Consider the following 13413-nt stretch of genomic DNA (forward strand, 5'->3'; position numbering starts at 1 on the left):
ATCTCCTGGTCAATGCTGGCTATTCTAGTTATTTAATTGATGGGATAAAGTGATTACCTGCCTGTATAGGAGATAGGTTGTGCAGTGGAATCTTGAGCAAATCCGCTTATTTGTCAGCGTTGCTGAAGGCCAATCGTTTTCTGCCGTGGCACGACAAATGAACCGGGTTCAATCCGCGGTCAGCAGTTCGATCGCAATGCTTGAAGCCGACCTCGGAGTGCTGCTGTTTGAGCGCAGCAGTGGTCGTCAGCCTCGTTTGACCGAAGAGGGTGGCGCACTCCTAGAAGAGGCGCGTGAGGTGCTGCGTCAATGTCAGCGTCTGGAGGGGCGGGCGCTTGGCTTGGTGCGAGGTGAAGAAGTGCGTTTGCGCCTGGCACAGGATGAGGCCATGCCCTATCAGCCGGTTCTCGATAGCCTTGAAGCGTTATCGACGGCTTATCCACTGTTAGAGGTCCAGTTGGCCAGTGGCGCGCAAGGTGAGGTGGCGCGTAAGTTGTTGGATCGTCGAGCTGATCTGGGTTTGTTGTTCCACCATGAGCAAATGCCCGATGCACTTGAGCGCCAGCGCCTGGGCACGATTGAAATGGTTACCGTCTGTGGGGGCGGGCATCCGCTTGCAGGGGGCACGCAGGTTGGCCGCCGTGAGCTGGCTCAGCATCGACAGTTGTTGATGGCGTTGCAGGACAGCTACTACCCTGGCGGGGAGCAGATCAGCCCAACGGTGTGGCGTACCGACAGTTTCTACGCCATGGCCGAATTGTTGATGCGCAATCTGGGTTGGGCGTGGTTGCCGCGTCATGTGGTGCAGTACCCAACCTATCAAAACCATTTGGTCGAGTTGCTCAGTGATTGGACGCCACCGTCGCTTGTGGTGGAGCTGGTGTGGCGACGTGATGAAGCGCTGGGTCCAGCTGCGCGCTGGCTCGCGGCCCGCTTCTCGGAGCACTTGCGTGCAATTGGCTGATCCAGCAATTGGCCTCTGATAAGCTGACGGCCATTTATACTAAGCCCCACTCAATTAAGCCGAGAGCTTATGAATCGATTGCTTTACACCCTGTTGTTTCACCTCGGCCTGCCACTGGTCGCTGTGCGTTTGGCCCTGCGTGCGCGTAAGGCATCGGCCTACGCATCGCGAATTAGCGAGCGATTCTCGTTTGGCTTGCCGACATTCAAACCCGGTGGAATATGGGTGCACGCAGTCTCGGTCGGAGAAAGCATTGCTGCCACGCCAATGATCAAAGCGTTGATGGCCCGCTACCCGGATTTGCCTATCACCATTACCTGCATGACTCCCACGGGTTCGGAGCGCATCCAGGCAATCTTTGCAGCCCCTGAGTACCAAGGGCGAGTGCAGCATTGTTATTTGGCTTACGATCTGCCTTGGGCAGCGGCGCGCTTTTTGGATCGTGTTCAGCCTAAGCTGGCAGTGATTATGGAAACCGAACTGTGGCCTAACCACATTAATCAATGCGCGAAACGCGGGATTCCGGTGGCGTTGGCCAATGCACGTTTATCTGAGCGTTCTGCACGGGGCTATGGACGATTCTCCAAACTGACCGCGCCGATGCTGGCGCAGATGAGTTTGATTGCCGCGCAAACTCCGGTTGAGGCTGAGCGCTTTCGTAGCTTGGGCGCTCGTGATGATTGTGTTGAGGTGACTGGCTCGATCAAATATGACCTGACTATCGACCCTGCACTGCTTGAACGTGCCCATGCGCTGCGTAGTGAGTGGGCAGCGCTTGAGCGTCCGGTTTGGATTGCCGCCAGCACCCATGAAGGTGAAGATGAACAGGTCATCGCTGCTCATCGCCAGCTATTACAGCAGTGGCCAGATGCACTGTTGATTTTGGTGCCGCGCCACCCCGAACGCTTTAATGCGGTGTTTGAGCAAATCAAGGCTGCTGGGCTACAGGTCCAGCGACGTTCAGCAGGTGAGCCTGTGAGCGAAGGGCATCAGGTGCTCCTTGGCGACACCATGGGCGAGTTGTTGTTTCTGTATGCGTTGGCCGATATTGCTTTCGTGGGTGGCAGTTTGGTTGCCAATGGTGGCCACAACTTGTTGGAGCCGGCAGCACTGCGCAAACCGGTATTGAGCGGACCGTATTTGTTTAACTTCCTTGAAATCGCCAACCAACTTCGCGAGGCAGGTGCTCTGCTTGAAGTAAATAATGGAGCTGAGCTGGCTCGGCAGGTTGCACTCCTCTGGCAATCACCTCAGCAAGCACAAGACATGCGCGAAGCAGGGCTGGCTGTAATGCAGGCGAATCAAGGCGCGCTTGAGCGGTTATTGACTGCACTTGGGCACCTGCTGAAGGCGGAGTGATTTCTCCAGACATAAAAAAACCGACCTGAGTCGGTTTTTTTATCGGCCGTGCAAACTTAGTAGTTTGGGTCGCCTTTCATCTGCTGCTCTGCAGCCTTAGCCAAATCCGGCGGCAGGAAATCCTTATCCGGGTTGTAGTCCGGCTTCAGGTAAGTATCCAAAGCTTCCAGGTCACCTGGGTTCAAGGTGCCTGCAGCTTGTTTCAAGCGCAGGTTGTTGAGGATGTAGTCATAACGTGCATCGTTATAGGTGCGAACCGAGCTGTACAGTTGGCGCTGGGCGTCCAGTACGTCAACGATGTTACGTGTACCGACTTGATAACCGATTTCGGTAGCTTCCAGCGCACTCTGGTTGGAGACGATGGACTGCTTCCGGGCTTTGACGGTTTCGACGTCAGTATTAACAGCGCGGTGCAGGTTACGAGTGTCTTGTACCACCTGACGGCGCAGACTTTCGCGCTGCTGTTCAGTTTGGTTTAGACGCTGATAGGCCTCACGCACTTGCGAGCTGGTCAAGCCGCCGCTGTAGATTGGGATGTTCAATTGCAAGCCAATCGAGCTTTGCTCAACATCGCCACTGTAAGGTGGTATGCCAGTATTCAGGCCGCTGTTGGTAAAGCCCAAGCTGTCGTTATCACCTTTTTGATAGCTGGCGACCGCATCGAGGGTTGGAGCGTGACCCGATTTGCGCTGGCTTAAGGTTTCTTTCGCAGCATCTACGGCATAGTTGCTGGCCAGTAGATTCAGATTCTGTGCAGCGGCTGTGTCGACCCAGGCCTTGGCGTCGTTTGGCGTTGGCGCCAAGATTGGCAGCGTATGGCGCATGCCTTCAAGGGCGGGGTAGTCGCGGTTGGTCAAGGTGGTCAGCGCCTGGAAGGCATCGTCAACCTGACGCTCAGCGATGATCCGGTTAGCTCGAGCCGTGTCGTAGCCTGCTTGAGACTCCAGCACATCGGTCTTGTCCGAAAGGCCGACATCGAAACGTTCATTGGACTGATCCAGTTGGCGCTTGAACGCAGCTTCTTCCGCTTTGGTCGAGGCCAGGTTGTCTTGGGCACGGAGCACGTTGAAGTAGCTCTCGGCACTTTGCAGAATCAAATTCTGTTCAGTGGCTGACAGATCAAGGGAGGCTTGTTCGCTTGTCGCTTCAGCTGCTTGCAGCTGGAACCAGCGGTCAGCACGGAAAAGCGGTTGGCTCAAGTTAGCCTGATATACCGTGCCGCTACGGCTTGCGGTATAGGAGGGCGAGTCAAGTTTGGTCCGCGTATCTGCAAGCTCGGCACCGGCAGACAAATTAGGCAGTAACCCTGCGCGTGCTTGCGGAACAACTTCGCGGCGCGCTTGGTAGTCGGCGCGTGCAGCCGCGATATCAGCGTTATTCTGCGCAGCTTCCCGATATACCGATATCAGGTCGTTCATTGCGGTGGTCGGAGCTTGTGCAGCCCAAGCTTGACCGGTCATCGCGGAGGCAACAGCGACAGCCAGAGAAAGTCTACGCAACATTAGGGCGTGTTCCTAGAATTAGCAGTAATCGACAAGGCTAAGCGCCACCGACCGGAGGGTCAAGGCAGACGTTTAGCGTCATGGGTGTAGTTTGCAACAAGCTATGTTGCGTAACCGCAACAATCTGCAATTTAGTGTTGGCACTGTTGTTAATCTTAATCCTTCCTATATTACCGCGTCACGAATGGATCGAGTCAAAACCATTGAGCTTTAAGCTGAGTAAATTGATTGTCGTGCAACTTGTTATAGATGCAAGTGTTTGAAGCACAATCGCTGCGGTCGCAAATCGACGCGCGGGTCAGCTTATTTTGACTTGTGGGTTGGATTTTCCTGATGTGCTGATTAGAATGGCCATGTTCTTGTCGGGGTGCCCTAATTGAGGGGCTGAGATTGGCTGTTGCCGGATCCCGTTGAACCTGATCAGGTTAAGGCCTGCGTAGGGAACAAGATGTCCTCGCCACTGCCTCGGCGAGTCTTCTCAGCACCGCCTCGGTGCACCCGCGCCAGCATTCTCTCGTTCACGTTCGCTCCGACAACTATCTCAGGAGAGTGCCGTCGATGAGCGTACAACAACAAAATAGCCAAAAGAACCTCAGTGAGTCCGCGCAGGTTGATCTGCAATCTGTTCAGCCGTTTACCCGTTCGCGGAAAATTTATGTCGAAGGTTCGCGCGCCGATATTCGCGTGCCGATGCGTGAGATCAGTTTAGACGTCACCCCAACTGATTTTGGTGGAGAGATCAATGCACCGGTACTGGTCTATGACACGTCTGGCCCATACACCGATCCACAGGTGCAGATTGACGTGCGCAAGGGGCTGGCTGATGTGCGCTCAGCATGGATAGCAGACCGTGGAGACACCGAGCAGCTTGACGGTTTGAGCTCACATTTTGGTCAGGTACGTCTGGCTGATGAAGAGCTCAGCAAAATGCGGTTTGCCCACGTGCGCAATCCACGTCGCGCCAAGGCCGGGCATAACGTCAGCCAGATGCATTACGCCCGTCAGGGCATTATTACCCCTGAGATGGAATATGTGGCGATTCGCGAGAATCTAAAGCTGCAGGAAGCTCGGGCCGCGGGTTTACTTGATGATCAGCATCCGGGGCAGAGCTTTGGCGCTTCGATTCCGCAGCAAATCACTGCTGAGTTTGTTCGTGAGGAAGTGGCGCGCGGCCGGGCGATTATTCCGGCCAACATTAATCACAGTGAGCTTGAGCCGATGATCATTGGCCGTAATTTTCTGGTGAAAATTAACGGCAATATTGGCAACTCGGCACTGGGCTCATCGATCGAAGAGGAAGTTGCCAAGCTGACTTGGGGCATTCGCTGGGGCTCAGACACCGTGATGGACTTGTCGACCGGCAAGCACATCCATGAAACCCGTGAGTGGATTATCCGTAACTCGCCAGTGCCAATCGGCACCGTGCCGATTTATCAAGCCTTGGAAAAAGTTAACGGTGTCGCCGAAGACCTGACTTGGGAGTTGTTCCGCGACACCTTGATCGAGCAGGCCGAGCAGGGTGTTGACTACTTCACCATCCACGCCGGGGTGTTACTGCGTTATGTGCCGCTGACCGCTAAACGTGTGACCGGTATTGTATCGCGTGGCGGCTCGATCATGGCCAAGTGGTGCTTGGCCCATCACCAGGAAAATTTCCTGTACACCCACTTCGATGAAATCTGCGAAATCATGAAGGCCTATGATGTCAGCTTCTCGCTGGGTGATGGCTTGCGTCCGGGCTCGATTGCCGACGCCAACGATGCCGCGCAGTTTGGCGAGTTGGAAACCCTGGGCGAGCTGACCAAAATTGCTTGGAAGCATGATGTTCAGTGCATGATCGAAGGCCCGGGCCATGTGCCGATGCACCTGATCAAAGAGAACATGGACAAGCAACTTGAATGCTGTGACGAGGCGCCGTTCTATACCCTCGGCCCGCTGACGACAGATATCGCCCCTGGCTATGATCACATCACCTCAGGTATTGGTGCGGCTATGATCGGCTGGTTTGGCTGCGCGATGCTGTGCTATGTGACGCCCAAGGAGCACTTGGGTCTGCCAAATAAGGATGATGTTAAAACTGGCATCATCACCTACAAGATTGCAGCCCACGCCGCTGACTTGGCTAAGGGCCATCCCGGGGCGCAGATTCGTGACAACGCTTTGTCTAAGGCGCGGTTTGAGTTCCGCTGGGAAGACCAGTTCAACCTCGGCCTCGATCCGGACACGGCGCGCAGTTATCACGATGAAACCTTGCCGAAGGACTCAGCGAAGGTCGCGCATTTTTGCTCCATGTGTGGGCCGAAGTTCTGCTCCATGAAAATCACTCAGGAAGTACGTGAGTACGCCAAGGTCAACGGCCTTTCAGAGGAAAGCAAGGCGATTGAAGAGGGGTTCAAAGAGCAATCGCAACGCTTTAAGGAAGAGGGTTCGGTGATCTACCGGCAAGTCTGATTTAAACCCTCGAAACATCGCCACGAACGCCCGGCCATATGAGCTGGGCGTTCGCGGTTTCGACAATAACTTTTGTGAGTCTTGCGTGTGAACACTCCTAGTCCTTATTCGCCACATCACCCTGTCCCTGCCGATCAGCGGGTCTTTGGTGCACGTGACTTGTTTTCACTGTGGTTCTCCCTTGGCATCGGCTTGATGGTGCTGCAGCTCGGTGCGTTGCTGGCGCCGGGTTTGGGTATGGCGGGCGCGATGCTGGCTATCGCCTGCGGCACTGCAGTGGGTGTACTGCTCCTCGGCGCTGTAGCGGTAATTGGTGTCGACACGGGCTTGTCGTCCATGGCTGCACTGAAGCTTAGCCTTGGCAGTAAAGGCGCAGTGGTGCCTGCCTTGTTAAATATTTTGCAATTGGTTGGCTGGGGCGCGTTTGAAATTATCGTGATGCGTGACGCGGCCAGCCTGCTGTCGACGCGGGCGTTTGGAGAGGGCAGCGTACTGAGCTATGCGGCGCTATGGACTGTGTTTTTTGGCGCCCTCGCCACGTTGCTTGCGGTGACCGGACCGCTGACATTTGTCCGGCGTATTCTGCGCAAATGGGGGATTTGGTTGCTATTGGGCGCATGCATTTGGCTGACGTGGAATCTTTTCGATAAGACCGACTTAACTGCGCTTTGGGCGCGTGCCGGTGATGGTTCGATGCCGTTCGCTTTGGGCTTTGATATCGCCATTGCCATGCCGCTGTCGTGGCTGCCCTTGATTGCCGATTACTCAAGGTTTGGTAAACGCGCGCGAAATGTATTTGGTGGTACAGCGGCAGGCTTCTTTCTCGGCAACTTCTGGCTAATGAGCCTGGGCGTGGCATATACCCTGGCTTTTGCGCCGAGCGGCGAAGTGAATGCACTGCTACTTGCGTTGGCAGGTGCTGGGCTAGGTATTCCGTTGTTGCTGATTTTGCTTGATGAATCAGAGAACGCCTTCGCTGATATTCACTCGGCGGCGGTATCGGCCGGGATTGTCCTCAGGTTCAAGGTTGAGCATTTGGCCTTAGCCATTGGTGCGCTGTGCACACTGATAGCCCTGCTGGCCCCCTTGGCTGAATACCAAAACTTCTTGCTGCTGATCGGCTCGGTGTTTGCGCCATTATTTGGTGTGGTGCTGGTTGATCACTTTGTCCTGCGCAAGCGTCAATCCGGGCAAGTTCCAAGCGTTGGCTTGCGCTGGGACACCTTACTGGCGTGGGCGTGTGGCGTGGTGGTTTACCATCTGCTGAGTAATTTATTGCCCGATGTCGGCGCAACCCTACCAGCGTTGCTGGTTGCTGGCGGGTTGCAGTGGCTACTCGGTGGGGTTATTGCGGGGCCGGAACGTACTCCGGCTTGAGGATGGCACCCAGCTGCGAGTAAGGGATGGTCAGCGATACATGGCCGCTGGAGTATGGCGCTAGGGTATAGACGTCATACTTCAGTAATACGGACTTTTTCAGCATGGCCACATTGGCTGTGCGGGTGAAGGGCCAGGTTTTCACATACTCTGGATCCTGATCGAGCTTGTTGGCTTTCAACCAGCGTTGATGTGCCTGTTCTGCTGCATGCCAAAAGGCGTCTTCAGTGCCAGGTTTGAGCATGTCACCCAGGGTCAGTGCTTTGTGCTGGTCGCGGTCATAGTTGATGAAGCCGCGGCCCGGCATACCGTGGGCACCACCCGTCGCTAAATAGCTGGAAAGCTCAATGATCACTAATTGGTCATGTTGCTCGCGCATTTTGGCTTGCAGGTAGGTTTTCCAACCGGACTCAGCGCGCGCCAGAAAGTCCTTTTCGTAGGATTGTAATGAAGCGGGCAGCGGGGCGTCTGGTGCCTCGGTGGTCATGCGCAGCAGTGCCCGTTCAATCAGTGGATTGAGTTGCGGCTCTTCGGCAAAGCTGAGCGTGTCAATATTCACTAACGGGCAAGGCTCACCTGTGCAGCCTGGCGTTACGTGTTCCCAAGCAGTACGTTGAGCGACCAAGGGTTTTTCGCCAGGCATCATGCTCTGGCAGGCGCTAAGAATGAGGCTGATACCAATGATTGCGAGCTTTTTGGTCAGAGACATGTAATCCATCGTTTGGCTGAAGGCTTTTAAGGGTTGCAGGCTTCGACTACAGCGTAGCGCTTGAGTTCGAGCCTTTTAAACCCCATCTATGCTGCATGATCCCAGTTGCAAGTGCATCTGCAAATTGCTGCTCAAGCTAATGTAATGAGACTGCGTCAGGGGTAGGATGCGTGAAAGTCAGGTTAACAGACTGAGTGAGGATTCAATGCCAGACACTTTTAAGCCGGGGCCGGATGCGGTCGAAATTCTAGAGCGTGAGGCCTGTTTCCGCGGCTTTTACAGTCTTGATCGTTTGCATTTGCGCCATCGCCAGTTCTCCGGCGAAATGGGTCCGGTACTCAGTCGAGAGGTATTCTTGCGCCATGATGCAGTCTGCGTACTGCCTTATGATCCACAGCGTGATGTAGTGGTTTTGATTGAGCAATTCAGGGTTGGTGCTATGCATAAGAGTGCCAATCCCTGGCTGCTTGAATTGGTCGCGGGCCTGATTGATAAAGACGAAGAACCAGAAGAGGTGGCACACCGCGAGGCAATGGAGGAAGCTGGGCTGAAGTTGGGGGCTTTGTGGCCGGTCACTCAGTACTATCCTTCACCTGGTGGCTCTAACGAACGCGTGCATTTGTTCGTCGGGCGGTGTGACAGTGAAGGGGTTGGCGGTGTTTTTGGGCTCGCCGAAGAAGGAGAAGACATCCAGGTTCATGTGTGGCCCCTGGAAGATGCATTGGATGCCGTAAAAGATGGGCGAATCGATAACGCCGCAAGCATTATTGCCTTGCAATGGCTGGCGCTTAACCGCGCCGAGGTTAGGGGGTTATGGCAGTAAATTTGATACGTGATCGTTACCGTGTGGATCTGGTCGAGCTGCAGACGGCTTGCGAGGCCAATTATGCACGCTTAATGCGCTTGCTCCCGGCAATGCGCGAGGAACCAAGTGCGCGACGTGTAGCGATCAGTCAAGGCGAGAAGTTGCTCGGGGTACTGGCGCTGGATGTCTTGGAGAACTGCCCGTACACCTCAACCATTCGGGTACGCCAAGAGCACAGCTTACCCTGGCTGCCCGTGCCTGCACTTGAGGTGCGGGTTTATCATGATGCACGCATGGCTGAAGTCGTCGGCGCAGAAAGTGCACGGCAGTTTCGCGGGGTTTATCATTACCCGAATGCCGATATGCATCAGCCTGATGAGAAAACCCAGCTCAACCTCTTTCTCGGTGAATGGCTAAGTCATTGCCTGGCTTGTGGTCATGAAACCGAGCCGCAAATCTAAGGCAGGTCTTATCCTGCAGTCACTCTGACTGAACCTTCAACGCAAATCTCAATCATTTATTAGGCTAATTCTCGCCAGCGCTAGCTATTGTTATGCATGGGTGGAATTGGTGCTTTTTAGGGGGAATGCTGTTGAGTATGCTTGGCAGGGATCCGGGTCTAGTGGCGATAAGCCGCTACTGCCAGTAATTTCGCTTAATTGTGCGTGGGATCTGTGAACCAGGCCGCGCAAATCGTGTTTCCCCTTGTTGTACAAGCCGCCATAATTAAACCATTCCGCTCAAGGAGAAGGCCTTGCCGAGCGCGCAAACTTATCCTGCCGACTCATCGGTGCTGCTGGTTCAGCTATCGGACAGTCATCTGCTTGCCGAGGTCAACGGCAAGCTGCTAGGCATGGACACCCAAGACAGCTTACAGCGAGTGATTGAACAGGTTCTTGACGAGCAGCCACAGATTGATTTGGTGCTCGCCACTGGCGACCTGTCTCAAGACGGCAGCGAAGCCTCGTACACCCGTTTTCGGCAGATGACCTCGGTTATTCCTGCGCCGATACGTTGGTTGGCGGGCAATCATGATGAGCTGCCCGCCATGCAGGCGGCCTGTGTTGGCACTGATTTACTCGACACGGTCATGGATGTTGGCAACTGGCGGGTGATTTTACTCGACTCGTCGATTCCTGGCGCTGTTCCGGGGTTCCTGAGTGATCGGCAGTTGGCTCTGCTGGAACGAGCGCTAAGTGAGGCGCCTGATCGTCACCACCTGATATGCATGCATCATCACCCGGTGCCTATTGGTAGCCGTTGGATGGATCCGATTGGTTTGCGTAATCCAGATGCCTTGTTTGCGCTTGTGGGGCGCTTTGCGCAGGTTCGTGGCATGCTCTGGGGGCATATCCATCAAGAGTTCGATCAGATGCGTAACGCTGTGCGGCTACTGGCTTCGCCATCAACTTGCGTGCAGTTTGCCCCCGGCAGCGAAGCCTTCCAGGTAGATACGAGTGCGCCCGGTTATCGTTGGCTGCGCTTGTTTGCTGACGGGCGGATTGAAACAGGGGTGTCGCGGGTGACTGGAATCGACTTTGAGGTCGATTACAGCGTCAAGGGCTATTAACGCCACTATCAGGCTGTATACACCTTGAAACAGGCGCTTGCAGCTTGTGGTCGTGACCTAGTAGCCTCCTGTCCTATGACTGAAACTATCCTTTATTTGCATGGACTTAACAGTTCACCCGATTCGCTTAAGGCCAGCCAGCTACGCCGTGCTATGGCCCGTATGGGGCTGGATGAGCAATTACGGGTCCCTGCTTTGCATCATCATCCGCGCCAGGCGCTTGCGCAGATGGAAGCAGAAATTGACGCGCTGGGCCGGCCACTGCTGGTCGGCAGTTCACTGGGCGGCTACTATGCGACTCACTTGGCTGAACGTCATAATTTAAGGGCGGTATTGATAAACCCAGCCGTTCGCCCACATGTGCAGTTTGACGGCTACCTCGGGCCACAGAAAAATTTTTACAGTGACGAAACCTGGGACCTGACGACAGATCACGTCAGCGCTCTGGCTGAACTGGAAGTGGTACCGACCCAAGACCCAGCGCGCTATCAGGTCTGGTTACAGACGGCTGATGAAACCTTGGATTATCGTCAGGCGCAGGCCTTGTATCGCGGCTGTGCGCTGCGTATTCAAGCGGGCGGAGACCATGGTTTTCAGGGCTTTGCCCAGCGCTTGCCGATGTTATTTGCTTTTGCCGGTATGGCGCCCGATTTGTGGCACGATATCGACTTTTCTGACCTTTGAATGACTCACATTGCACCGCGCAGAAGTCGCTGATCAAATTTACCAGCGCAGTCTGTGTTTTTGTGAGTATCTCGATTAACCGATGAAGATTAAGAGACCCTATGGCCAGTTATAACGCCGATGCCATCGAAGTCCTTTCAGGTCTTGACCCGGTACGTAAGCGCCCGGGCATGTACACCGATACCAGCCGCCCCAACCACTTGGCTCAGGAAGTTATCGACAACTCTGTCGATGAAGCGCTAGCCGGGCATGCCAGCAGCATTCAGGTGATTCTGCACGAGGATAATTCCCTGGAAGTGACCGATGATGGTCGCGGCATGCCAGTGGATATCCACCCTGAAGAGGGGGTTCCTGGGGTCGAGCTGATTTTCACCAAGCTCCACGCCGGTGGTAAGTTTTCCAATAAAAACTACCAGTTCTCAGGTGGTTTGCACGGCGTTGGGATTTCTGTGGTTAACGCCTTGTCGACCCTGGTCGAAGTGCGCGTTAAGCGCGATGGTAATGAGCACCGCATGACCTTTGAGAATGGCTTTAAGGCCAGTGAGCTCGAAGTTGTCAACACCGTTGGTAAACGCAACACCGGGACCAGCGTACATTTCTGGCCTGACGCCAAGTACTTCGACTCGCATAAATTCTCGATCAGTCGTCTTAAACACGTACTCAAGGCCAAGGCTGTACTCTGCCCGGGGCTGAGCGTTAGCTTTGAAGATAAAGCCAGCGGTGAAAAGATTGAGTGGCTGTTTGAAGACGGCCTGCGCTCCTACTTGGTTGACGCCGTAAGCGAATATCCGCGCCTGCCGGATGAGCCATTCTGTGGCAGCTTGGCGGGTAATAAAGAAGCTGTCGATTGGGCGCTATTGTGGTTGCCCGAAGGCGGAGAGAGTGTTCAGGAAAGCTACGTCAACCTGATTCCGACAGCGCAGGGCGGCACCCACGTCAACGGCCTGCGTCAGGGGCTGCTTGATGCCATGCGAGAGTTTTGTGAGTTTCGTAACTTGCTGCCGCGTGGGGTCAAACTGGCACCGGAAGATATTTGGGAGCGGATTGCCTTCGTCTTGTCGATGAAGATGCAAGATGCCCAGTTCAGCGGGCAAACCAAAGAGCGCCTGTCCTCGCGTGAAGCCGCCGCCTTTGTTTCAGGCGTGGTTAAAGATGCGTTTAGCCTGTGGCTAAACGCCCATCCTGAGTTCGGTCAGCAACTGGCTGAGTTGGCGATTAGTAACGCTAACCGCCGACTCAAGGCCGGGAAAAAGGTTGAGCGTAAGAAAATTACTCAAGGACCGGCACTACCAGGCAAGTTGGCCGATTGTGCTGGCCAGGACCCTATGCGTTCTGAGCTATTCCTGGTCGAAGGTGATTCCGCTGGCGGCTCTGCCAAGCAGGCCCGAGATAAAGAGTTTCAGGCGATCATGCCGTTACGCGGCAAAATCTTGAACACTTGGGAAGTGGATGGCAGTGAAGTGCTGGCCTCGCAAGAGGTGCACGACATCGCTGTGGCCATCGGTATCGACCCAGGGTCCAGTGATTTGGCCCAGTTGCGCTACGGCAAAATTTGCATCCTCGCCGACGCCGACTCTGACGGACTGCACATTGCAACCTTGCTTTGCGCCTTGTTTGTCCAGCACTTCCGTGCGCTGGTTGATGCTGGGCACATTTTTGTGGCGATGCCGCCGTTGTACCGCATCGACTTGGGGAAAGAGATCTTCTATGCCCTTGATGATGCAGAGCGAGACGGCATTCTTGACCGTCTGGTTGCCGAAAAACGCCGGGGTAAGCCACAGGTCACCCGATTCAAGGGGCTTGGTGAGATGAACCCACCCCAGCTGCGTGAAACCACCATGGACCCCAATACCCGACGCTTGGTGCAGCTGACACTGGAAGATTACCCGGCCACACAAGAAATGATGGACATGTTGCTGGCGAAAAAACGCGCAAGCGACCGTAAGGCGTGGCTGGAGTCCAAAGGTGATTTGGCTGAGGTACTGCTTTGAG

The 13413-nt window shown here is 54.8% G+C and carries 11 protein-coding genes and 1 riboswitch; of the genes, 9 read left to right on the forward strand and 2 right to left on the reverse strand.

Annotated elements, in window-relative coordinates:
- Positions 1–79 precede the first annotated feature (79 nt).
- Complete coding sequence (locus ACIGCM_RS07995; RefSeq protein ID WP_397501510.1) at positions 80–964, forward strand: LysR family transcriptional regulator; 885 nt, start codon at positions 80–82, stop codon at positions 962–964.
- A gap of 69 nt (positions 965–1033) precedes the next feature.
- Positions 1034–2323 (forward strand): lipid IV(A) 3-deoxy-D-manno-octulosonic acid transferase, encoded by a 1290-nt coding sequence (gene waaA / locus ACIGCM_RS08000; protein ID WP_397501511.1) that lies wholly within the window; start codon positions 1034–1036, stop codon positions 2321–2323.
- A 56-nt stretch (positions 2324–2379) separates the two neighbouring features.
- Here waaA and ACIGCM_RS08005 read toward each other — a convergent pair whose 3' ends face one another.
- A complete protein-coding gene (locus ACIGCM_RS08005; protein WP_397501512.1) occupies positions 2380–3825 on the reverse strand; it encodes a TolC family outer membrane protein in 1446 nt (481 codons plus the stop codon).
- A gap of 353 nt (positions 3826–4178) precedes the next feature.
- Positions 4179–4285, forward strand: a riboswitch (TPP riboswitch).
- 98 nt (positions 4286–4383) lie between these two features.
- Between ACIGCM_RS08005 and thiC the strand changes: the two genes are divergently transcribed.
- The gene (gene thiC, locus ACIGCM_RS08010; protein WP_397501513.1) at positions 4384–6276 is read left to right on the forward strand and encodes a phosphomethylpyrimidine synthase ThiC; all 1893 of its coding nucleotides are present in this window, start codon (positions 4384–4386) and stop codon (positions 6274–6276) included.
- Between the two features lie 87 nt (positions 6277–6363).
- Entirely contained in the window at positions 6364–7653 is a 1290-nt protein-coding gene (gene cytX / locus ACIGCM_RS08015) for a putative hydroxymethylpyrimidine transporter CytX (protein ID WP_397501514.1), read from the forward strand.
- Here cytX and ACIGCM_RS08020 read toward each other — a convergent pair.
- A complete protein-coding gene (locus ACIGCM_RS08020) occupies positions 7622–8362 on the reverse strand; it encodes an RsiV family protein (RefSeq protein ID WP_397501515.1) in 741 nt (246 codons plus the stop codon). The genes cytX and ACIGCM_RS08020 overlap by 32 nt on opposite strands.
- 205 nt (positions 8363–8567) lie before the next feature.
- Here ACIGCM_RS08020 and ACIGCM_RS08025 point away from each other — a divergent pair, with 205 nt between their 5' ends.
- The 5 genes from ACIGCM_RS08025 to parE all read left to right on the forward strand — a co-directional run bounded on the left by ACIGCM_RS08025 (position 8568) and on the right by parE (position 13412).
- The gene (locus tag ACIGCM_RS08025) at positions 8568–9185 is read left to right on the forward strand and encodes an NUDIX domain-containing protein (RefSeq protein ID WP_397501516.1); all 618 of its coding nucleotides are present in this window, start codon (positions 8568–8570) and stop codon (positions 9183–9185) included.
- On the forward strand, positions 9176–9628 hold the full coding sequence (locus ACIGCM_RS08030) for a DUF1249 domain-containing protein (protein ID WP_397501517.1): 453 nt from the start codon (positions 9176–9178) through the stop codon (positions 9626–9628). The genes ACIGCM_RS08025 and ACIGCM_RS08030 overlap by 10 nt, the downstream gene beginning before the upstream one ends.
- Positions 9629–9921: 293 nt before the next feature.
- Complete coding sequence (gene cpdA / locus ACIGCM_RS08035) at positions 9922–10737, forward strand: 3',5'-cyclic-AMP phosphodiesterase (RefSeq protein WP_397501518.1); 816 nt, start codon at positions 9922–9924, stop codon at positions 10735–10737.
- 75 nt (positions 10738–10812) lie between these two features.
- The gene (locus ACIGCM_RS08040) at positions 10813–11421 is read left to right on the forward strand and encodes a YqiA/YcfP family alpha/beta fold hydrolase (protein ID WP_397501519.1); all 609 of its coding nucleotides are present in this window, start codon (positions 10813–10815) and stop codon (positions 11419–11421) included.
- Between the two features lie 101 nt (positions 11422–11522).
- Positions 11523–13412, forward strand: a complete 1890-nt coding sequence (parE, locus tag ACIGCM_RS08045) for a DNA topoisomerase IV subunit B (protein ID WP_397501520.1) — start codon at positions 11523–11525, stop codon at positions 13410–13412.
- Position 13413 lies beyond the last annotated feature (1 nt).

This window comes from Pseudomonas sp. NPDC078700 (genome assembly GCF_044542375.1).
Lineage (GTDB): Bacteria > Pseudomonadota > Gammaproteobacteria > Pseudomonadales > Pseudomonadaceae > Aquipseudomonas.

Excerpts from the sequence above, each read along its gene's own strand:
- waaA (WP_397501511.1), top strand. The coding sequence starts at position 1,034 with ATGAATCGATTGCTTTACACCCTGTTGTTTCACCTCGGCCTGCCACTG.
- ACIGCM_RS08005 (WP_397501512.1), bottom strand. The coding sequence starts at position 3,825 with ATGTTGCGTAGACTTTCTCTGGCTGTCGCTGTTGCCTCCGCGATGACC.
- thiC (WP_397501513.1), top strand. The coding sequence starts at position 4,384 with ATGAGCGTACAACAACAAAATAGCCAAAAGAACCTCAGTGAGTCCGCG.
- ACIGCM_RS08020 (WP_397501515.1), bottom strand. The coding sequence starts at position 8,362 with ATGTCTCTGACCAAAAAGCTCGCAATCATTGGTATCAGCCTCATTCTT.
- ACIGCM_RS08025 (WP_397501516.1), top strand. The coding sequence starts at position 8,568 with ATGCCAGACACTTTTAAGCCGGGGCCGGATGCGGTCGAAATTCTAGAG.
- ACIGCM_RS08030 (WP_397501517.1), top strand. The coding sequence starts at position 9,176 with ATGGCAGTAAATTTGATACGTGATCGTTACCGTGTGGATCTGGTCGAG.
- ACIGCM_RS08040 (WP_397501519.1), top strand. The coding sequence starts at position 10,813 with ATGACTGAAACTATCCTTTATTTGCATGGACTTAACAGTTCACCCGAT.
- parE (WP_397501520.1), top strand. The coding sequence starts at position 11,523 with ATGGCCAGTTATAACGCCGATGCCATCGAAGTCCTTTCAGGTCTTGAC.